Genomic DNA, 20,712 nt, shown 5'->3' on the forward strand with positions numbered 1-20,712 from the left:
GGAATTGGTCCCCGAACACGGCTAATTCAGCCTGTCGACCTGCTTGAATTCAGGGGAGGGCCGGCAACTGAGCCTAAGACGCCTCGCGAACGTGAGGATCGTCGAGTGACGCAGGTAAGGGGTGGTCTCGTGCCGATGGTTCGGCCGCCGAGTATCCGCGAGTTTCCCTTGGCCCAGGCGCCGTTTCTGGCCGGTGTGGCGGTGCTCCTGGGCTTCGTGCTGGCCGGTCGGCCGGAGGCCCTTCTCGAAACGGGTTTCCAGGTGGGTCTGGGCCTGGCCGTCGTCGCCACCCTGCTGGGCCTGTTGGTGCCCTGGCCGCGGTTCGGGCACGAGTGGCTGGTCATGGTCCCGTTGCTCGACGTCGTGGTGGTCGCGTTCCTCCGTGACGGAGTGCGCGACACCTTCCCCGCCGTGGGGATGCTCATAGTGTTGCCCGTGCTCTGGCTGGCTTACGGCTTCGCCTGGTGGGCGCTGGGCCTGGCCCTGGCCGGGGCGGTGTTCGTGAGCGGCCTTCCGTTGGTGCAGGCCGGTGGATTTCCCACCGACGCTGTCGGCTGGGGAGCGGTGCTGCTCCTGCCCATCATCACCGCGTTCATCGCCGTCGCCGCCCGCATCGCCGCCAACGCTCTGCGGGCTCAGCAACGCGAGCTGGTGGCGGTGTCCGGCGAGCTGCGCACAGCCCTGCTCGAGGCAACCGACCGGCAGGCCACCTTCGAAGCGGTGATGGAGACCGTGGATGCCGGCATCGAGCTCTACAACCCGCAGGGCGAGGTGATCCTGAGCAACGCCGCCGCCCGCGCCCTCGCCCTGCGCACCGACTCGGCCACCGGCTCCTACGGCCGGGATGCGTCGCTCGTCTTCGACGTGGACCGCACCACCCTGGTCGCCCTCGACGATCAGATCGCCGCCAGGGCCATGCGCGGGGACCTCGTCGCCGGCCGGGTGTACTGGGTCGGCGGTGACGACGACCAGAGCGCCATCATCGCGTCCTCCGGTGTGGTCGAACGTGAGTCAGGGTATCCGCTCGGCACCGTCGTGGTGGCCACCGACGTGACCCCGCTGGTGGAGGCGATCGCCGTGCGGGACGGCTTTCTCGCCACGGTGTCGCACGAGCTGCGCACCCCGCTGACCTCGATCATCGGCTACCTGGGCCTGATCGACGCCGAGAAGCTCGGCATCACCATGGAGGTGAGCGTGATCGAGCGCAACGCCGAGCGGCTGCTCTCGGTGATCGCGCAACTGCTCAGCGCCACCGAAGGCCAGCCGCCGATTCACCGGGTCGACTGCGACCTCGGCGGGATCCTGCGCTCCAGCCTGGGCACCGCCCGGCAGCGCGCGCAGAGCGCCGGCATCACCATCAGCGCCCACGACAACGCCGCGGTGACCGCCAGGGTGGACCCGCTGGCGATCGAGCAGGCCATCGACAACCTGCTCGCCAACGCCATCAAGTTCTCGCGGCCAGGGGGCTCGGTCTCGCTCAGCGTCGACCACGACGATACGCATGCGGTGGTGCGGGTCGCCGACGACGGCATCGGCCTCAGCGCCGAGGATCAGCGACAGGTCTTCGACAGGTTCTTCCGGGCCCGCAACTCCACCGAACTGGCCATCCCCGGCATGGGCCTGGGCCTGGCGATCGTGCGGGCCGTTGTGCACGCCCACCAGGGCACCGTGCAGGTCTCCAGTGTGCTCGGTGAGGGCAGCACTTTCACGGTGCGCCTGCCGCTGGTCAGCTGAGCGCGCGGTCCAGGTCGGCGATGAGGTCGGCCACGGCTTCGATACCCACCGAGAGGCGGATCAGGCCGGGGCCGATGCCCAAACGCTCGCGCAACTCCTGACTGAACGAGGCGTGCGTCGACGTGGCGGGGTGCAACGCCATCGACCGGGTGTCGCCGATGTTGGTCATGTGGCTGATCACCCGCAGCCGGTCGAGGAACCGGCCCGCCCCTGCTTCGCCGCCCCGCACGGTGAACGAGAACACCGAGCCGCTCCGGCCGCCGTAGAGCCGCTGGGCGAGGCCGAAAGCCGGATTACCGGGCAGGCCGGCGTAGTCGACGCTCTGCACACCCGGATGCTCGGCCAGCCAGGCCGCGATGGCCAGCGAATTCGACAGGTGCCGTTCCATCCGCAGCGACAGCGTCTCGATGCCCTGGTGCAGCAGGAACGAGTTGAACGGGCTCAGCGCCGGGCCGATGTCGTTGACGACGGCTTCGCGGGTTGCTCGCGCATAGGCCGTGCGCCCGAACTTCTCGGCGATGGACGGCAGGCCCGCCGCGGACTGCGTGATCAGTGGGTACTCCCGGTCGGCGGCGGCCCAGTCGAAGCTGCCGCCGTCGACGATGGTGCCGGAGATCGCCGCGCCGTGTCCGCTGAGGAACTTGGTCGACGAATGCACCACGACGTCTGCGCCGTGCTCGAACGGCCGGATCAGGAACGGCGACGCTATCGTGTTGTCGACCACGAACGGGATACCGTGCCGTTGTGCGACCGCGGCGACCCGGCCGATGTCGACGATGTCGTTCTTCGGGTTGGGGATGGTCTCGCTGAAGATGGCCTTGGTGTTAGGCCGGATGACACGGTCCCACTCGTCGTCGTCGAATTCGTCCCAGACGTAGTCGACCGTGACCCCGAACCGGGCGAAGCTGCGCCCGAAGAGGATGCGGGTGCCGCTGTAGATGCTCGCCGTGGAGACTATGTGATCACCGGACTGCGCGATCGACAGCAGCGCCGCGGTGATCGCGGCCTGGCCGGAGGCCACCACGATGGCCTCGGTGCCGCCCTCGAGCGAGGCGATCTTTCGCTCCGCGACCCCGCCGGAGGGGTTGCGCTGCCGGGAGTAGATGAGACCGTCGGCCTCGCCGGCGAAGCGGGCCTTGGCATCCGTGAAGGAGTCGAACCTGAACCCCGCGGTCATGTTGATGGGCGAGATGCGGGCGCCGCTGGTGAGGTCGTCGTACTCGCCGGCGTGCACCTGGCGGGTGTCGAAGGCGTAGCCCTCCCAGTCATACTCGGGCTGGGACGGACAGTCTGTGGTGGCGTCGAGGGTCACAGGGTCACTTTCAGTCGGTGCACGGCGGCGGCCATCTGCCGCACCGCCTGCTCGAGAATGGGGCGGGGCATGGCGAAGATCAGGCGGGCATGGTTGGCGTACCCGGTGCCGCACAGGGCCCCGTCGGTGAGCGTGACCCCGGCCTCGGTGCGGAAGAAGTCGGCGATGGACCCCTCGAGACCCAACGCCGAACAGTCCAGCCAGGCTATGTAGGTGGCGTCCGGCAGCGAGTACCGCACCTCGGGCAGGTGCTCGTCGAGCAGGTCCCGCAGGGCCGTGCGGTTGCCGTCGAGATAGGTGATCACCTCGGCCAACCAGTCTCTGCCGTCGGCGTATGCGGCGGTGGCCGCGATGACCCCCGGCGTCGACGCACCGTGCACCACGCTGAAGCCGTAGACCTGGTAGACCTCTTCGTCGGCCGGGTTCGAGGTGATGAACTGCGCGGTCTTGAGGCCGGGCAGGTTCCAGGCTTTGGAGGCCGAGGTGGCCGTTATGGTGTGCCGGGCCGTCTCGCGGGAGATCGACGCGTACGGGATGTGCGGGGTATTGCCGTAGCGGAGCGGCGCGTGAATCTCGTCGGCGAAGACCCGGCCGTTGTGCCGCTCGACGACGTCGGCGATGGCTTCGAGCTCGGCCAGGGTCAGGGCCACGCCGGTGGGATTGTGCGGGTTGCAGAGCACGAGGGTGCGGGCGCCGGCACGGAACGCCGCGTCGATGCCGGCCAGGTCGTGACTCCAGCGACCGTCGACGGTGTGGCCGGGAACCTCGAAGATCTTCCGGCCCAGGGTGGGCGTGAAGCTGAGGAACGGCATGTACGACGGGGTGGGGACGATGACGCCGCTGCCATCCGGCGAGAACCGGCGCACTGTCACGTCGAAGGCCGACATCACGTCGGACACCGGGTGGATGTTCTCCGGGGGCACGACCCAGCCGGAATCCTGCCGGAGCCAGTCCGCGGTGGCCTCGGCCATCAGCCGCGTCGTGGCGGGGGCTAGATAGCCCAGCTCGCCGGCGTTGACGGCTCGGTGCAGGGCGGCGGACACCGCGGGCGCCGTGCCGAAGTCCATCTCGGCCACCCAGGCGCCGATGGTGCCCGGGTGCAGGCTCCACTTGCGGCTGCTGGCACGGCTGAGCTCGTCACGAGTGATCTCGTCGAAACGTGAGTGAGTCATCGGGTACTTTCGCATCGAGCGTACATGGGCCGTTTTCTGACCCTAGTAACCGGGCGGGGAGGGTGGAGTGACCTTTACGCCATGTGTCAGCGTGCGGGGAATGTCGTGACGTGGAAGGCTCGTCTCATGAGCCTTCTTCCCGACACCCCCGTCGTCCACGTGCTGCACGAGAACCCGGACTGGTTCGGACCGTTCCAGGCCGCGTTCGAGGCGGCCGGGGTGCCGTACCGGGAATGGCTGCTCGTCGACGGTGTGCTCGACCTCGACGAGGCGCCGCCGGCCGGCATCTTCTGGTCGCGGATCAGCGCGTCGGCGCACACCCGCGGGCACGGCCTGTCGAAGGACTACACCCGCAGCGTGTTGAACTGGCTGGAGGCGTACGGCGCCCGCACCGTGAACGGCCGCCGCACCATCGAACTCGAGGTGAGCAAGGTCGATCAGCTCACCCGGCTGCGCGCGCAGGGCTTCGACGTGCCGCGCACCCGCGTGGTCGTCGGCACGCACCTCCTGGTGGAGGCGGCGCGGGACTTTCCGACCCCGTTCATCACCAAGCACAACCAGGGCGGCAAGGGCCTGGGCGTGCAGAAGTTCGACAGCGCCGCCGAATTGGCGGCGGCGATTGCGGCCGGCGAGTACGCGGAACCCGAGGACGGCATCTCGCTGCTGCAGGAGTTCGTGGTGTCAGCGCACGCCGAGGTCACCCGGGTCGAGATCGTGGGCGACGAGTTCATCTACGCGATCACCGCCGACACCGCCCGCGGCGGCTACCAGCTCTGCCCCGCGGATGCCTGCGCCATCGACCCGACCACCGGTGCACTGCTTCTGCCGCCCGGGGCAACCATCATGCCGGAGGCCGGGCAGCAGATCTTCGCCCTGCGGGAGGGGTTCGAGCACCCGATCATCGACCGGTACCGGGACTTCCTGCGCACAGAGGGCATCGAGATCGCCGGGATCGAGTTCATCGAAACCGTCGACGGCCGGGTGGTGACCTACGACGTGAACACCAACACCAACTACAACGCAGAGATCGAGGCTGTAGCGCCGAACAGCGGCCCCGGCGCGATCGTGGCCTACCTGGCCGGGGTGCTCGCCGCGTCCTACCCGCAGGTCGGCGGCAAGCCCTAACCTGCCCCCGTCGTCGGTCGAGCCTGTCGAGACGCAGTGACATGCGTGTGTGTCGTGTCTGAATCGTGCCGCGGGCTGGCTCGCGGGTCAGTAGTCGACTCGGCGGCCGAAGCCGCGCTTGGCCCGGGGGCGTGGTGAGCAGAAGGCCTCGCTGCCCAGGCGCACGAGCTCGTGCGGCTGGAGTGCCGCTGTGGCGGCGAAGGCCTCGAGGGAGGGGAACGGTTGTACAGTCGCGCTGAACGGATCCGTTCTGACCGAGCGAGAGGAAGCGATCGCCATGACGCCCCCCGGCCGCGGCAGCGAGACCGGCGAGCGGACCCCGTGGCTGCCGCCGCGCTGGTTCGTCGTGCTGGCCTGGAAGGTTCACAGGGCACTGTTCCGGGTGACCGGTGGTCGTCGTGGTCTGTGGCGTGCGCGGCCCCAGCGGTGGGGTGCGCTGCGATTGACCACGACCGGGCGCCGCAGCGGCCAGGAACGGTCCGTGATCGTGGGCTATCTGGAGGACGGCCCGAACCTGGTGACCCTGGCGATGAACGGCTGGGGCGAAGCCGAACCCGCGTGGTGGCTGAACCTGCAGGCGCGGCCGCGCTGCGAGGTCCAGCTCGCCGATGAGACCCGCCACGTCGTCGCGCACGCCGCGACCGGAGGGGAACGCTCCCGGCTGTGGGACCGCTGGCGGACGGTGGACAAGGACCTCGACGGTCTGGCCCGCCGCCGCCCGACCGAAACTGCCGTTGTGGTCCTCGAACCTGTTCCCGCCTCCCTCGAACCGTGAGTCAAGCACCGGAATCTGGCGGTTCCTGGGGCAAATCTCACGGTTCGCGGGCTGAGGGTTAGGCTTTTCGGATGCGTGCAACAGTTATTTACGGCGAGCGGGATGTCCGACTCGATGAAGTTCCCAACCCAGTCCTGTCCACCGGCGGTGACGCCATCGTGCGGGTGGTGGCGGCCTGCGTCTGCGGGTCAGACCTCTGGCCGTACCGCGGCGTGACCCCCACCGACGAGCCGCACCGGATCGGCCACGAGTTCGTCGGCATCGTCGACGAGATCGGTCCTGACGTCACCACCATCACGGTCGGTGACTTCGTCATCGCCCCGTTCTACGACTGCGACAACACCTGCGTCAATTGCCGGAACGGCGTCAGCACCTCCTGCCTCAACGGCGGCTGGTGGGGCTCGGACGACCAGCTCGGCGGCTTCGCCGACGGCGCCCAGGGCGAACGGGTGCGGGTTCCGCACGCCGACGGTTCGCTCGTCGCCACCCCCGTGCAGCCCACGGATGACCAGGTCCCTGGCCTGCTCACCCTCGCCGATGTGATGGGCACCGGCCACCACGCTGCCGTCTCGGCCGGCGTCACCGTCGGCAGCACCGTCGTCGTGGTCGGCGATGGGGCCGTGGGCCTCTGCGCGATCATCGCCGCCAAGCGCCTGGGCGCGTCCCGCATCGTGGCCATGTCCCGGCACGCCGACCGGCAGGCCGTCGCCCGCGAATTCGGTGCCACCGACATCGTCGAGGAGCGGGGCGACGCGGGTGTCGAGAGCATCCTGGAGATGTTCGACGGTGTCGGCGCCGACTGCGTGCTCGAGTGCGTTGGCACCGAGGAGTCGATGGACCAGGCGATCCGCTCGACCCGGCCCGGCGGCATGGTCGGCTACGTCGGCGTGCCCAACGGCGGCGCCGAGCTGCCGATCAAGGCCCTCTTCGGCCGCAACGTGGGCGTGAACGGCGGCGTCGCATCCGTGCGCGGATACGTTGAGGAACTGTTGCCCGAGGTGCTCAGCGGAGCGATCAACCCGGGGCGGGTCTTCGACCTGCAGCTGCCGTTGTCCGAAGTGGCGCTGGCCTACGCCGCCATGGACGAGCGCCGCGCCATCAAGGTGCTGCTGCGCCCGTAGTCCGCACCCCTCACATGACGAACGCCCCCCTCGCTTATGCGAGGGGGGCGTTCGTGTATTGCCCGACTTGCCACTTGCGGCCTCTTGGCGGCCCGGTTGAGGGCCTCAACTGGCAGGTCGATGCGGCGCAGTCGGGTGAGATGGCAGTTGGCGCCCCTTCGGAGGCCCTGAGGGGGCTCCAAGTGGCAACTCACATCCCCCGTTGTGCGGCGTCGAGGCCCGCGAGTTGCGGCAGACCCCTTCGGCGGACTCGAGGGGAACTCTGCGGCAATTCGGCGGATGGTGCGCCGCCCGAAACGGCGGCTGTTAGTCGTTGACCAGCAGGATCTCGGTCAGCGGCTTGCGGGTGCGCGGCGCGATCTCTCGTTCGAGCAGTTCGGGGCTGAGCGCCTCGGCGTCGCCGAGCACACCCAGCACGGTCACGGTGACGGCGTCCTGGTTCTCCTTGAGACGGAACGCACTGGCCAGCGCCTTGCGGTCGATACCGCCCAGCTGGTGGCTGAACAGTCCCTCGTGCTGGGCCTGGATGGTGAGGTGAGCCACGGCCTGGCCGAGGTCGTACTGCGCCCAGGGGTTGTCACCCTCGGCGATGTTGAGGATCAGCACCGACGCCTTGTCGGCCCAGGCCTGGTTGAAGCCCATCAGGTTCGCGTGGATCTTGGCGAAGCTCTCGGAACCGCGGCGGGCGACGATGAACCGGGCCGGCTGGTTGTTGTTGCCGGATGGCGCCCAGCGGGCGGCCTCGAGCACCGTGGTGAGGGTGTCCTCGTCGATGACGGCGGTCGGGTCGAATCCCCGCGGGCTCCAGCGCTCGGCCATCGCGGGGAGGATCGGTGCCGTCGTATCGGCGGCGCGGCTGTGGGTGTCGGTGATGAGGGTCATGATGCCCGGCTTTCTCTGGTGCGTGTCTGTCGATTGGTGCGGGGCATCATCGTCCCAATCTGGTCAACGCGGTGCGGGCGCGGTTATTCCATGCGCCCGCATATTTGACCGGATGCCGTCGGTCAGGCGGTGTGCTCCGCCGCTTCGAGGTTGTCGCGCACCTTGCGGCGCAGCACCTTGCCGATCAGCGACCGGGGTAGGTCGTCGACCTCGACGATACGGCGGGGCACCTTGTAGGCAGAGATGCGGGTGCGGCAGTACTCCCGCAAACCGGCCACGTCGAGGGTGGCGCCGGCGATCAGCACCACGGCGGCCACGACATCCTCGCCGCCGTGCTCGCTCTTGAGGCCGACCACAGCGGCGTCGGCGATGTCGGGGTGCGAGAGCAGGGCGGCCTCCACCTCGGAGGGCGAAACGTTGAAGCCGCCGGTGATGATCAGTTCCTTGATGCGGTCCACGATGGTGACGAAGCCGTCCGGCGACACCGTGACGATGTCACCGGTGCGCAACCAGCCATCCGCCAGCAGGGTCTGGGCGGTTTCGGTGGGGCGGTCCCAGTAACCGGAGAACACCTGCGGGCCACGGATGAGCAGCTCGCCTTCTTCGTCGAAGCCGCGGTCGACCGCGGGGTTCGCGGGGTCGACGACCCGGATCTCGGTGCTCGGGAACGGGACGCCCACGGTGCCGTTGCGCCGGCTCTCGCCCATCGGGTTGCCCACCGCGATCGGCGAACACTCGGTCATGCCGTACCCCTCGACGAGTACGCCGCCGGTGGCCTCCTCCCACAGCTGGACAGTGGACTGGGGCAGGCTCATCGCCCCGGAAATGGCGTACTTGGTGCCGCGAAGGCTGACCTTCTGCGCGTTGGCGGCCGTCACGAGCTTCTCGTAGATCGGGGGCACCGCGGGCAGGAAGGTGGGTGGGGTGCGTTTGACCGCGTTGAGCACCAGGCCCACGTCGAACTTGGGGAACAGCACCAGCCGGGCGCCGATCGACATCGCGACGGTGAGGCAGAGGGTGAGGCCGTAGGCGTGGAACATCGGCAGGACGCCGTAGAAGACCTCGTTGCCGCGCTCGAGCCCGGGCACCCAGGCTTCGCTCTGCTGGGCGTTGGCCTGCAGGTTGAAGTGGGTGAGGATGGCGCCCTTGGGCGAGCCGGTGGTGCCGCTGGTGTACTGCAGCACGGCGGTGTCGCCGAGCAGCGGGCGCGGATGCGCGGTGCGCAGCCGGCGGGAACCCACCAGGGCGCTCCACTCGATGGCGTCCTTGAGCGGCTGGGCCACGGTGAGGGCGGCGCGGGCGGTGCGGGACTTGGGGATCGGCAGGCGCAGGGCCAGCCGGGTGGTCAGCGGCATCGACTTGGTGACGTCGACGGCCACGACGGTGTGCAGACCCATGTCGCGGGGGAAGCCGCGCACCGTGGTGTAAACCTTGTCCCAGACGATGGCGACGCTGGCGCCGTGGTCCTCGAACTGGTGGCGCAGCTCACGTTCGGTGTAGAGCGGGTTGTGCTCCACCACGATCGCGCCGAGCCGCAGCACGGCGTAGAACGCGACGATATGCTGCGGGCAGTTCGGCAGCACCAGGGCCACCCTGTCGCCGGGCTTGACGCCGAGCCGGCGCAGGCCGTTGGCCACGCGAGAGATCTCATCGCCCAGCTGCCCGTAGGTCATGGTGCCGCCGAAGAAGTCCAGCGCCACCTTGTCGGCGAACCGGCGGGTGGAGCCCTCGATCATGTCGATGAGGGTCTCGGTGGGATCAGTGATCGTGTTGGGCACGCCCGCGGCGTATGAGCTCAACCAGGGCTTGTTCGTGAAGACGTTCATGCGCTGATCAGTTCCTTCTTCAGGGCGGCGACAAAATCGTCGACGTCGTCGGGGGTGGTGTCGAAGCCGCACATCCAGCGCACCTCGCCGGTGGCCGGGTTCCAGTCGTAGAACCTGTAGAACTCGCGCACCTTGTCGGCCACGCCGGCGGGCAGCACGGCGAAGATCGCGTTGGCCTGGGTGGGCTGGCTGAACGAGAGTCCGGTCACCGAGCCATTCGCCAGGCCCTCTTCGAGCGCGCCGCGCAGGCGTGCGGCCATGGCGTTGGCGTGGTCGGCGTTCCGCAGCCACAGGTCGCCGTCGAGCAGGGCGATCAGCTGGGCCGAGATGAAGCGCATCTTCGAGGACAGCTGCATGTTGAGCTTCCGCAGGTACTTGAGCCCGGTGGATGAGGTGGGGTTGAGCACCACAATGCACTCGCCGAGCATCATGCCGTTCTTGGTGCCGCCGAAGCTGAGCACGTCGACACCGGCGTCGCTGGTGAACTCCCGGAACGGCACCCCGAGGGCGGCCGCGGCGTTGGAGATGCGGGCGCCGTCCATGTGCAGCAGCATGCCATTGGCGTGCGCGTGGTCGGCGATGGCGCGCACCTCTGCGGGCGTGTACAGGGTGCCGAGCTCGGTGGTCTGGGTGATCGACACCACGAGCGGCTGGGCGCGGTGCTCGTCGCCCCAGCCCCAGGCCTCCTGGTCGATCAGGGCGGGAGTGAGCTTGCCGTCCGGCGTCTCGATCGGCAGCAGCTTGAGGCCGCCGACCCGCTCGGGAGCACCGCCCTCGTCGGTGTTGATGTGAGCGGTGCTCGCGCAGATCACCGCTCCCCAGCGCGGCAGCATCGACTGCAGCCCGGTGACGTTGGCGCCGGTGCCGTTGAACACCGGGAACGCCTCGACGCCGTCACCGAAGTGCCGCGCGAAAACGCGCTGCAGTTCGGCCGTGTAGACGTCGTCGCCGTAGGCGATCTGATGGGCGCCGTTGGCCCGCACGATGGCGTCGAGAATCTCCGGGTGGATGCCCGAATAGTTGTCGGACGCGAAACCGCGGGAGAGCAGGTCATGGAGGGAGGTCACCCCTCCATCTTGGCGTAAACCTGGGTGGCGAATCTGTGCGTCTGCTCCGGGGTGTCGCACGGATTGTGTGCCTGCACAACGTGTCAACACCCCGGGTCAGGCCCGGATTCGCGCTTTCGCGCCGATCAGCCGCGCAGGGCCTGCTTGATGGTGACGCGGCCGCCCATCCGCAGCAGCGAATTGCGGTAGATGCGCGAGCCCAGGATGATCACTCCGGCCGTGGTCACGGCGAGGATGATCAGCGCCAGCACCGGCTCCCACCACTCGGCCGAGCCCAGGAAGATGCGCACGGGCATCCCGACCGGTGCGGAGAACGGGACGTAGGACATGATGGCCATCACGAGCGGGTTGTCGTTGAAGAAGATCACCAGGAAATAGGGGATCATCACGAGGTACGTCACCGGTGCGGTGGTCGAGCCCACGTCTTCCTGGCGGGACACCATCGACGCCGTCGCCGCGAACAGGGCGGCGATCATCACGAAGCCGAAGGCGAAGAACACCGCGAACCAGCCGATGGCCGGACCCAGGTCGGCCAGCAGCACCCGTTGGCCGGTGACCGCCATGCCGATGCCCACGAGCAGGGCGATGGCCACGATCTGACCCAGCGCCATGATCGAGTTGCCCACCACCTTGCCCGCCAGCAGGGCGCGCACGGGGATAGCGGACATCAGGATCTCGACGACCCGGGTCTGCTTCTCTTCGACCACGCTCTGCGCGATGGTGGAGCCGAAGGTCAGCGCCGACATGAAGAACACCAGGCCGAAGCCGAGCGCCACGATGTAGACGAGGAAGCCGCCCTGCTCGGCCGGGTCGAGCAGTTCGACGGCGGGGGCGACGCTGAGCGCATTCATGACCGCGCTCGGCGGTGAATCCAGGGCGATCACGCTGACGCCGAGCAGGGAGTCGTCAGGCACCACGGCGGCTTCGACGGTGCCGTCGCGCACCAGGGCCTCCGCCTCTGCGACGCCGTCGGCGGAGACCATGGTGAGACCGGCGGCCTCGCCGACCACGGATCCGGCCGAGCCGACCACGGCCACCGAGGTCGTGGACGGGTTGGCGCTCATGATGCCGCCGGCGACGACGGAGCCGACCGCGATCAGCAGCAGGATGCCGGTGGAGATGAGGAAGGCCTTGCTGCGCAGGCGCGAGACGATCTCGCGGGTGGCGACCAGCCAGACGCTGGCCCAGAAATTGGGCGCGGGGGGTGTGGTGCGGGCTGCGGCGCTCTGGCGGGGTTCTGTTCCGGTGCCAGTGCCAGTGCCAGTGCCAGTGGCCGGTTCGGTGTCGGTGCTCATCGCACGACCTCCTTGAAGATGGTGGAGAGGGAGGGCCGGAGGTGGCCGAAGGAGTGCACGGCGCCGCGGGTGAGGGCCTCGCGGAGGACCTGCTGGCTGGCGGCGTCGGAGTCGGCTTCGAAGACGGCTTCGCCGCCGTCGAAGTCGATCACGGTGATGCCGGCGACCCCGCGGATCCAGCCGGCGTCGGCATCCGTGTGGATTTCGAACCTGGGGGTGCTGAACTGCTCGCGCAGGCGTTCGCGGGACCCGTTGGCGCGGATTTCGCCGGCGGCGATGATCACGAGGTCGTCGCAGAGCCGTTCGACGAGGTCGAGCTGGTGCGAGGAGAACAGCACGGGGGCGCCGGCGGCGGCACGCTCCTTGAGTACCGTGAGAACCACCTCGACGGCGATGGGGTCGAGGCCGGAGAACGGTTCGTCGAGGACCAGGAACTCGGGGTCGTGCACGAGCGCTGCGGCGATCTGGGCGCGCTGCTGGTTGCCCAGCGACAGGGCCTCGACGAGATCGTTGGCGCGCTCGCCGAGGCCGAGCCGCTCGAGCAGGTCGTTGGCGTTGCGCTTGGCGGCGCTGGTGCTCATGCCGTGCAGCCGCGCCAGGTAGACCAGCTGTTCGGCGACCTTCATCTTGGGGTAGAGGCCGCGTTCCTCCGGCATGTAGCCGAACCGGCGCCGGTCACCGGCGGTGAGCGCGACGCCGTCGAGCAGCACGCTGCCGGAGTCCGGCGAGAGCACCCCCAGAATGATGCGCATCGACGTGGTCTTGCCGGCACCGTTGGCGCCGACGAAGCCGGTCATGCGGCCAGCGCCCACACTGAAGCTCACATCGGTGAGCACCTGGTGGGTGCCGTAATGCTTGTTGATGTCCCTGATCTCGAGCATGTCTGCCCTTTCGTTGCGTACCGTCAACGCTAGGGATGCGGGGCCGTGGCCGCATCCGCCTGCGGGGTGAGTGCCTGCCTCCGCCCACAGGGTGAGGCGCTCGGCCCTACTCTTCGTCCCAGGGTAGTTCGGTGCCGAAGGGAATCGGGTTGAGCGGGATGATGATGACCGGACGTTGCTGGCCGTGGGCGAGGCGCACGGCCACCGATCCGGTGAAGAAGGACCGGAGCGTGTGCCGCACGGTGGGTTCGCGGGACCCGACGACGATCATCATGGCCCGCACGGTGCCGGCGAGATGGCCGAGCGCCCTAGAGGGCTCGCCGGCGAGGGCCCGGGTCGACCAGCCGACCCCGCGGCCGGCCAGCACCCGTTCGATCTGGGCGCGCAGGCCGGGGTCGAACTCGGCGGCCGCCTGCTCAAACGAGTCCGGGTCGAAGGAGGCGCTCGTCATGCTGCCGTCTGGCAGCTCCTCGAGCATGAAGCGACTCGGGTCCACCGAGGCGCAGATCAGCTCGGCACCGAATTGGGCGGCGAATTCCGATGCGGCCAGGAGCACGGCATCTGGCTGGCCCGCCGTGACACCGACGACAACGGGCGGGTGTGTGCGCACCATGGCTGCTCCTTCGCGACGCAGGACTCCGGCGCCGTTCCCCCGGTGCCGGGCTCTGCCTCGACCCTAGCGGGGATACCCGGCTCAGAACGGCGGCGGGTCCTCGGACGCGGGCTGGGTTCGAACCGGCGCCGGCGCCGGCTGCGGATCAAGCGGAACCGTCCCGGACGCCGAGCGCCTGATACGGGATTGGCGCTGGTGCCGAGGCCGTTGGCGTGGCCGCCGAGTTGCTGGGGCCGGGCGGGCGGCTGTCGTAGCTGGTGGTGTCGAAGCTGGTGGGGTCGGTGTGGGTGGGGTCGGTGTTGGCGGAGGCTGAGGTGTAGGTCTTGGCAGGTTTGGTCGCGGGCGTCGAGGTAGCGGCGCATGTCGGCGGGCGCGGGGTGGGACGGCCGCATCGGTGCCGGCCGCGTCGGCCCCGGGCGCCGCGGTGTCGGTGTCGGAAGTGGTGGCGAGGTGGCTGAGCCGGTCGCAGATCGCCTGAGCGTCTTCGGCTTTGAGGTAGGTGTTCAGCCACGCCCGCCTGTGGAGGAGGGGCACCGGCAGGACATGACACAGGGGCGCGGCCGACTGGCCGCGCCCCTTCGCTGGTTGTGCTAGTTAGGCGGTCACGCGACGGCGACGCACGACCAGTACGGCACCGAGCATGAGGAGCACCGCCGCGGCTGTCAGCGGACCGGTCACTGAGGCGCCGGTCTCGGCAAGAGCGGTGCCGGTGCGCACGGTAGCAACTGCAGACGGGGCAACGTTCAGCGCCACGGCCTGGGTCAGACCTGAGGTCTGTCCGGTGATCACCAGGGTGTGTGTACCGGCAGGGAGGGAGCGCAGCAGCGCGGCGCTCAGCGGGATCTGCACGGCACCGTCGACAACCGCAAAGCTGCCCACCAGCGTCGGCTGTGAGTACACGTAGACGTCGACGTAAGAGTCGCTCATTTCCATCCACGTGATGTTCGCCGTGTAGGCGTTTGTCGGGTTGAGCGCGCCTGCCGGCAGTCCAGCCGACGTCTGCGGCTCAACTGTCACATTCGCAGCTGTCAGGTACTGGCTCAGCACGGCAGAATCGGGCGCCACCGCGGCCGGCTTCTGGGGTTGGGTCACCGTTGCCTCCATGAATTCGCGCACAGTCGTTGAGGTGAAGCCGTCGAGCGACCCAGTGACAGCCAGACCCATCGAGCCGTTGGCCTCGGCCGAAGTCAGGGTGTAGCTGATCGACGTGGCGCCTTCGACCTCACCGCCGTAGTAACCGAAACCGACGGTCCACTGGTACGTGAAGGTGGTTCCTGCCGGCCAGCCGGTCGTGGTGCCCGTGAGGGTGTTTCCCACGATCGGTTCGCCGGAGACCGTGACGGTGCCGGCCGCAAGAGCGGGGAGCTCAGGAGCTGCGGGCGCTGGAGTGGGAGAGGACGTCGGAACGTCGGAGGGCGACGGGGAGGGCGTGGCCTCGTCGGACGGTGCGGGCGTCGGCTCGACCTCGGGGGCGACGGCCTCTTCAGAGGGGACGGGTGAGGCCGTTGCGGCAGCCGGCTGAATCTCTTCTGCCTGGGCGGGGCTGGCGACCAGGGTCATTCCCCCGATGAGGGCCAGGCCGAGGCCGAACGCTGCCGTGCGGTTCGTCCAACTCTGTGTGGTTCGTGTGGTCACGGTTCGGGCCTCATTCAGTTCAGGATTGGAAAGCGGATCGCGCGGCAGGAGCTGCAAGCTCGACCGCCTTCATACGCTACGGGCGCGCAACGAATCCGGGCCCCGACGCCGAGGATTTGCCCCCGGACTGGGGGTGAGTCAGGCGCGTCAGTGCGGGTTGGTGCTCTGCCGCTGCGCCGCCCCCGGCACGACGATGCCGTGTTCGTAGGCGTAAACCACGGCCTGGATACGGTCGCGTAAATCCAGTTTCTGCAGCACCTTCGAGACGTGGGTCTTCACCGTGGCCTCGCCCAGGTACAGCCGGGCGGCGATCTCGGCGTTGGCCAGGCCCAGCGCGATCAGCTCGAAAACCTCCCGCTCCCGGTCGGTTAGCATGCCCACCGCCTTCGGCTCCGGCCGGTGCGCGCCCTGCGCGAGCGCGACATCCGGTGCGGCGGCAAGCGAGGAGTTGGAGAAGGCGCCGGCGAAGCGGGCGATCACCCGACGGGTGATTTCGGGGGAGAGCAGGGCGTCGCCGCGGGCGAGCACCTGCACCGCCTCGACGAGGGACTCCGGCGAGGCATTCTTGAGCAGGAACCCGCTGGCGCCGTGCTGCAGGGCGGCGAACAGGTAGTCCTCCCTGTCGAAGGTGGTGAGCACGAGTACCGCGGCGCGGCTGGTCGGGTCTGCCACGATCGCGCGGGTGGCGGTGAGCCCGTCCATGCCCGGCATCTGCACGTCCATGCAGACCACGTCGGGCCGCAAGGCGCCGGCCTGGCGAATCGCGGCGGCGCCGTCCACGGCCTCGCCGACCACCACGATGCCCGGCTCGGACTCGAGGATGATGCGGAATCCGGCCCGCACCAGGGCCTGGTCGTCAACGAGGAGCACCCGGATCGGCACGCTCATTCGACGGTCTCCACGGTCTGGGGCGCCCGCATTTCGGCGGGCGGCACGGAGAGGGGCGGCTCGGTGGCCACAGCCGGACCGGTGAGCGGAACGCGGGCGCGCACCAGATAGCCGCCGCGCGGCCGGTTCGCCAGCTCGAGGGTGCCGCCGACGGCCGCGACGCGCTCGCGCATGCCCTGCTGGCCGAGACCGCCGGGGGCGCTCCGCTCGGCGGCGGGGTTGGCCGGGGCGCGCACGCCGCGACCGGTGTCGGTCGCCTCCAGCTCCACGGCATCCGTCTCGTACCGCAGGCGCAGGTCGGCCGTCGCACCGGAACCGGCGTGCTTGCGGGTGTTGGTCAGGGCCTCCTGGGCGATTCGGTAGAGGCTGAGACCGATGGTGCCGGGTACCGGGCGGGGCTCGCCGATCACCTGGAGCCGCACGGGCAACCCGGCGTCGGTGTTCTCCTGGGCGAGTTCGGCGAGCTGGTCGACACCGCGGGTGCTGGTGCTCTGGTGGGCGGGCTGCGCACCGTCGGCGTCATCGGCACGCAGAGCGCCGAGCATGGTGTTCAGTTCGTCCACAGCGGTGCGGGCGCTCTCCTCGATAACCGTGATCGCGCGCACGGCCGCGGCCGGGTCGCGGTCCAGGATGCGCCGGGCCGCGCCGGCCTGCACGCCCATCAACGACACGTGGTGGGCGACCACGTCGTGGAGCTCCCGGGCGATGCGCACCCGTTCGAGACTGACGGCCTGGGCCGCGGTGCGCTCCCGTTCGGTGGCGAGCTCACGGGTGAGACCCTCGAGCGCCGCCGAGCGCCGGGCCGCGTGCCAGGCGGCGCCGCCGAAGTAGTATGCCGCCCAGAAGTAGACCAGGTTGAGCAGCACCTGCAGCAGTCCGTAGGCGGCATAGGGGGAGAAGAACCCGTCCCTGGACAGTTCGGGGATGACGGTGGCCTGGTTGGCGGTCTCCAAGAGGCTCCAGAACAGCCAGATGAACATGCCCGCGATGATGCCCAGCCGCGTCCACCGGGCGATCGTGCGGTGGTGGCTCCACGCGCCCACCGAGTAGATGGCCACATAGAGGCAGATGTTGGAGAAGAGGCCGTCGGTGATGCCCATGCTGGCGGACACGGCGAAGACCAGGGAGACGAGCAGTGCCACGGCCTCCGGCCAGCGGCGGCGGGCCGCCAGCGGCAGAGCGATGAGGGCCACCCAGATCACTACCTGCCACCACGGCGCATCGCCCATGAGCCCGGTGCCGAGGCTCAGCGAGATGCTCAGGGCGGTGCCGCCGGCCAGCGCCAGCGCCACCCAGGCATCCACCCGGTACGCGGAGCGGGGGCCGCGCGGCCGCCGCCATCCGTCGGCCAGCGGGTCGGCCAGCAGGTCGGTGACCGGTTCGGTGCGGGCTTCGGCAGTCATGCCCCCACGCTAGCGCCGACGCGTCGCGGGCGAATCAGCCCCCAGGGGGAGGTTCGATGGTTGCGCCGGCCGGGGCTGCCGGTCCGGGGGTGAGGATGCGGCGGGTGTTGTTCAGGGACGCGGCGGGCCAGTCCCAGAGGGCCACGACCTCGGCGGCCAGCCGGGGCTCGAGTCCGTCGAGGGCGCGCACGGCGAAGACCACGGCCGCGGCGGTGTCGCCGGCCTTGGCGAAGCCGTGGCCCACAGCCCGGGTCCAGGTCTCGGCGGCGGCCTTGGCGCTGGCGTAGTTGGCGCCGCCGGGGGTGGGCGCATCCACCGACACCGACGACACGATCGCCAGCCGGCCGGTGAACGAGGCCAGCAGATCGGCGTTGAACGCGCGAGTGGTGTTGCGCAGCGTCTGCACGACGCGTTGGTGCAAAAAGTCCCAGTCCTCGTCGGTCTGACCGTCGAGCCCGCCGCCGCCACGCCAGCCGCCCACCAGGTGCACGAGCCCGTCGACGGGTCCGTGTTCGGTGTGCACGGTGGCGGCGAGGGCGGTCACCGCCGCAAAATCGGTCAGGTCAGCGACGTAGACGGAGGCTTGAGGCGCCACCTCGAGCACCCGCGCCAGCCGTTCCTCGTTGGAGCCCACGGCCAGCACCCGGGCCCCGGCACCCGCCAGGGCGGCCGCGACGGCCACCCCGGCGGTGCTGGTGGCCCCGGCGATCAGCACGGTGTGCCCGGCAGCCCCCGGCTGGCCGGGATCGCCGGACGGGTCGACCAGCGTGAGCCTACGCATCCGCCGTGATGCCCCTGGTCGACTCGATGACGGGTTTCATCTTCTTGTCGAGCGCCTCGAAGAACATCGAGAGCGGGAACTCGTCGTCAAGGACGAGGTCGGTGTACCCCTTCGGCGCGCCGGCGAGCACCTCGAGCGGCAGCCCACGAGCCCACGCCGACGCCGGGTTGGGCGTGAGCGTCTTCGTCAGCATCTCGTAGGCGGCCAGCCAGTGCGCCTTCTTCGGCCGGTCGATCGACGCCCAGTAGAGCTCGTCGATCTGGGCGCCGAGCGCGATGACCACATCGGGCACCGCCTCCCAGTCGAAGGAGAGCGCCGTGTCGGTCCAGTGCAGCACGTGGTGCTGGTGCAGCCAGGCGAACAGCAGCTGGCCGCCGAGGCCGTCATAGTTGCGCACCCGGCTGCCGGTGATCGAGAACCTGAAGATACGGTCGAAAATGACCGCGTACTGCACCAGCTTCGCGTGCCGGCGGGCCTCGGGGCTGGCGGCCTCGTCCCGTTCGATCTTCACCGACTCGCGGAACGCCGTGAGATCGCAGCGCAGTTCCTCGAGTGAATAGAGGAAGAACGGCATCCGCTGCTTGATCATGAACGGGTCGAAGGGCAGGTCGCCGCGCATGTGGGTGCGGTCGTGGATGAGGTCCCACATCACGAAGGTCTCTTCGGTGAGGTGCTGGTCGTCGAGCAGCGCCTCGGCCTCGGCGGGCAGCTCCAGCCTGGTGATCTCGGCCGCGGCGCGCACCACCCTGCGGAACCTCGCGGCCTCCCGGTCGGCGAAGATGGCCCCCCAGGTGAACGTGGGGATCTGCCGCATCGCCACGGTCTCGGGGAAGAGCACCGCCGAGTTGGTGTCGTACCCGGCCGTGAAGTCGAGAAAGCGGATGGGCACGAACAGCTTGTTGGTGTACTCGGTCTCGAGCTCGGCCACGAACTCCGGCCAGAGCACCTCGATGAGCACCGCCTCGACGAGCCGGTTGGGGCTGCCGTTCTGGGTGTACATCGGAAACACCACCAGGTGCCGAATGCCGTCCTCCCGGTGCTGCTGCGGCTGGAAGGCCAGCAGCGAGTCGTAGAAGTCGGGCACGCCGAAGCCGCCGGCCGCCCAGCGGTCGAAGTCGACCACAACGGCGGCCAGGTAGGCGGCATCGTGCGGGAACTGCGGCGCCAACTCGGTGACCGCGCCGGTGATCTCGGCGACGGACGCCTGCGCATCCGCGTGGGCGCCGGCCTCGGGGATCGAACCGTCCTGGGCCTGCACGGTCTGCAGGGCGGCGGCGGCGGTCTTGAGCCGCAGCCAGGCGGGCGAGCCGGTCAGGTCCGTGGCGGAGGGGCGGGTGTCCTCGAGAACCTCGGGCTCACCGACCAGTGCGTCTGCAATGTAATTCGACATGGGAACCTCCCGTCCTCGTGAGTGCCGCGGGCGCGACGTGCGTGCGGCGCACTCAACTGGAATACACCGGTGTGCGCCGCCCCCAGCGTAACCGGGGGTTGACGGCGTTTTCATGCGAGCCTCCGCAGCGAATCGCCGTCTTGGCCCGGTTTGGCGCGTGATTGCACCGACCGAACGGTTAGCTCGATGTCGCCGATGTCGCCGATGTCGCCGATGTCGCCGATGTCGACCGGGCACGCAGGTGGATGCGTTCGCCCTGCTTGCCGAACATGGAGAGGATCTCCACCGAATCGGTGCCGGTGGAGCCGAACCAGTGGGGATTGCGGGTGTCGAACTCCGCCGCCTCACCCGTGCCCAGGACCACATCGTGCTCGCCGAGGATCAGCCGAAGGCGACCGGAGAGCACGTAGATCCACTCGTACCCGGTGTGGGTGCGGGGCGCGGGCTCCCGATCGGTGGCGGGGATGACGATCTTGAAGGCCTGGGGCTCGCCCTGGTGCTGGGAGAGCGGCGTGAGGGTGCGGCCGTCCGCCCGGGTGGACCTCTGCGGTACTCGCGGGTCCTGCACCCTGGGCGGGCTGACGATCTCCTCGAACGGCACCGCCAGGGCGGCCACGATGGGCAACAGGAGCTCGAGATTGGGCTTCCTCTGCCCGGACTCGAGCCTGGAGAGCGTGCTCTTGGAGATCCCGGTTGCGGTGGCGAGTTCGGCCAGCGTGACGTTCTTCTTTTCGCGGGCGCGGCGCAGGCGCGGTGCGATCTGACTCAGCTCGTCGTTGATCCGGGGAGTGCTGCTCATGCGGACAGCTAAG

19 protein-coding genes are annotated in these 20,712 nt (G+C 69.3%); 4 read left to right on the forward strand and 15 right to left on the reverse strand.

Features of this window, described 5'->3' with window-relative positions; genetic code table 11:
* The first annotated feature begins 105 nt into the window (after positions 1-105).
* Positions 106-1,734, forward strand: coding sequence for a HAMP domain-containing sensor histidine kinase (locus E3T19_RS07425; RefSeq protein ID WP_134408496.1), 1,629 nt, complete (start codon positions 106-108; stop codon positions 1,732-1,734).
* On the opposite strand, the gene E3T19_RS07430 is transcribed toward E3T19_RS07425, so the two are convergent.
* Both E3T19_RS07430 and E3T19_RS07435 read right to left on the reverse strand, forming a co-directional pair.
* Positions 1,727-3,046 carry an O-acetylhomoserine aminocarboxypropyltransferase/cysteine synthase family protein gene (locus E3T19_RS07430; protein WP_134408497.1) on the reverse strand — a complete coding sequence of 440 codons (1,320 nt, stop codon included), beginning with the start codon at positions 3,044-3,046 and terminating at the stop codon, positions 1,727-1,729. The genes E3T19_RS07425 and E3T19_RS07430 overlap by 8 nt on opposite strands.
* On the reverse strand, positions 3,043-4,218 hold the full coding sequence (locus E3T19_RS07435) for a MalY/PatB family protein (protein ID WP_088457567.1): 1,176 nt from the start codon (positions 4,216-4,218) through the stop codon (positions 3,043-3,045). The genes E3T19_RS07430 and E3T19_RS07435 overlap by 4 nt, the downstream gene beginning before the upstream one ends.
* A 126-nt stretch (positions 4,219-4,344) precedes the next feature.
* Here E3T19_RS07435 and E3T19_RS07440 point away from each other — a divergent pair, with 126 nt between their 5' ends.
* Positions 4,345-5,343, forward strand: coding sequence for a RimK family alpha-L-glutamate ligase (locus E3T19_RS07440; RefSeq protein ID WP_134408498.1), 999 nt, complete (start codon positions 4,345-4,347; stop codon positions 5,341-5,343).
* 87 nt (positions 5,344-5,430) lie between these two features.
* On the opposite strand, the gene E3T19_RS07445 is transcribed toward E3T19_RS07440, so the two are convergent.
* Positions 5,431-5,622: a hypothetical protein gene (locus E3T19_RS07445; protein WP_134408499.1), complete on the reverse strand. Its 192-nt coding sequence runs from the start codon at positions 5,620-5,622 to the stop codon at positions 5,431-5,433.
* Between E3T19_RS07445 and E3T19_RS07450 the strand changes: the two genes are divergently transcribed.
* The gene (locus E3T19_RS07450) at positions 5,621-6,118 is read left to right on the forward strand and encodes a nitroreductase/quinone reductase family protein (protein ID WP_088457565.1); all 498 of its coding nucleotides are present in this window, start codon (positions 5,621-5,623) and stop codon (positions 6,116-6,118) included. The two genes, E3T19_RS07445 and E3T19_RS07450, sit on opposite strands and share 2 nt — an antisense overlap.
* Before the next feature lie 71 nt (positions 6,119-6,189).
* Positions 6,190-7,239 carry a zinc-dependent alcohol dehydrogenase family protein gene (locus tag E3T19_RS07455; RefSeq protein WP_088457564.1) on the forward strand — a complete coding sequence of 350 codons (1,050 nt, stop codon included), beginning with the start codon at positions 6,190-6,192 and terminating at the stop codon, positions 7,237-7,239.
* A gap of 306 nt (positions 7,240-7,545) precedes the next feature.
* On the opposite strand, the gene E3T19_RS07460 is transcribed toward E3T19_RS07455, so the two are convergent.
* The 12 genes from E3T19_RS07460 to E3T19_RS07520 all read right to left on the reverse strand — a co-directional run bounded on the left by E3T19_RS07460 (position 7,546) and on the right by E3T19_RS07520 (position 20,699).
* Positions 7,546-8,121, reverse strand: coding sequence for a nitroreductase family protein (locus tag E3T19_RS07460; protein WP_088457563.1), 576 nt, complete (start codon positions 8,119-8,121; stop codon positions 7,546-7,548).
* 122 nt (positions 8,122-8,243) lie between these two features.
* Complete coding sequence (locus tag E3T19_RS07465) at positions 8,244-9,947, reverse strand: long-chain-fatty-acid--CoA ligase (RefSeq protein ID WP_088457562.1); 1,704 nt, start codon at positions 9,945-9,947, stop codon at positions 8,244-8,246.
* Complete coding sequence (locus E3T19_RS07470) at positions 9,944-11,014, reverse strand: low specificity L-threonine aldolase (protein WP_088457561.1); 1,071 nt, start codon at positions 11,012-11,014, stop codon at positions 9,944-9,946. The genes E3T19_RS07465 and E3T19_RS07470 overlap by 4 nt, the downstream gene beginning before the upstream one ends.
* Before the next feature lie 125 nt (positions 11,015-11,139).
* Complete coding sequence (locus tag E3T19_RS07475; protein WP_134408500.1) at positions 11,140-12,309, reverse strand: ABC transporter permease; 1,170 nt, start codon at positions 12,307-12,309, stop codon at positions 11,140-11,142.
* Complete coding sequence (locus tag E3T19_RS07480; RefSeq protein ID WP_088457559.1) at positions 12,306-13,190, reverse strand: ABC transporter ATP-binding protein; 885 nt, start codon at positions 13,188-13,190, stop codon at positions 12,306-12,308. Before E3T19_RS07480 ends, E3T19_RS07475 begins: the two co-directional genes overlap by 4 nt.
* A gap of 106 nt (positions 13,191-13,296) precedes the next feature.
* Entirely contained in the window at positions 13,297-13,803 is a 507-nt protein-coding gene (locus E3T19_RS07485) for a universal stress protein (RefSeq protein ID WP_134408501.1), read from the reverse strand.
* Between the two features lie 594 nt (positions 13,804-14,397).
* Entirely contained in the window at positions 14,398-15,438 is a 1,041-nt protein-coding gene (locus E3T19_RS07495; RefSeq protein WP_134408503.1) for an LPXTG cell wall anchor domain-containing protein, read from the reverse strand.
* A gap of 147 nt (positions 15,439-15,585) precedes the next feature.
* Positions 15,586-16,326 carry a response regulator transcription factor gene (locus E3T19_RS07500; RefSeq protein ID WP_088457556.1) on the reverse strand — a complete coding sequence of 247 codons (741 nt, stop codon included), beginning with the start codon at positions 16,324-16,326 and terminating at the stop codon, positions 15,586-15,588.
* Positions 16,323-17,729, reverse strand: coding sequence for a sensor histidine kinase (locus tag E3T19_RS07505; protein WP_088457555.1), 1,407 nt, complete (start codon positions 17,727-17,729; stop codon positions 16,323-16,325). The genes E3T19_RS07500 and E3T19_RS07505 overlap by 4 nt, the downstream gene beginning before the upstream one ends.
* Before the next feature lie 34 nt (positions 17,730-17,763).
* Positions 17,764-18,510, reverse strand: coding sequence for an SDR family NAD(P)-dependent oxidoreductase (locus E3T19_RS07510; RefSeq protein ID WP_134408504.1), 747 nt, complete (start codon positions 18,508-18,510; stop codon positions 17,764-17,766).
* Positions 18,503-19,900, reverse strand: coding sequence for a DUF6421 family protein (locus E3T19_RS07515; protein ID WP_134408505.1), 1,398 nt, complete (start codon positions 19,898-19,900; stop codon positions 18,503-18,505). The genes E3T19_RS07510 and E3T19_RS07515 overlap by 8 nt, the downstream gene beginning before the upstream one ends.
* A gap of 178 nt (positions 19,901-20,078) precedes the next feature.
* On the reverse strand, positions 20,079-20,699 hold the full coding sequence (locus E3T19_RS07520) for a helix-turn-helix domain-containing protein (RefSeq protein WP_134408506.1): 621 nt from the start codon (positions 20,697-20,699) through the stop codon (positions 20,079-20,081).
* Positions 20,700-20,712 lie beyond the last annotated feature (13 nt).

It is taken from the genome of Cryobacterium sp. TMT4-31, from assembly GCF_004403385.1.
In the GTDB taxonomy this organism is placed as follows: Bacteria; Actinomycetota; Actinomycetes; order Actinomycetales; family Microbacteriaceae; genus Cryobacterium; species Cryobacterium zongtaii.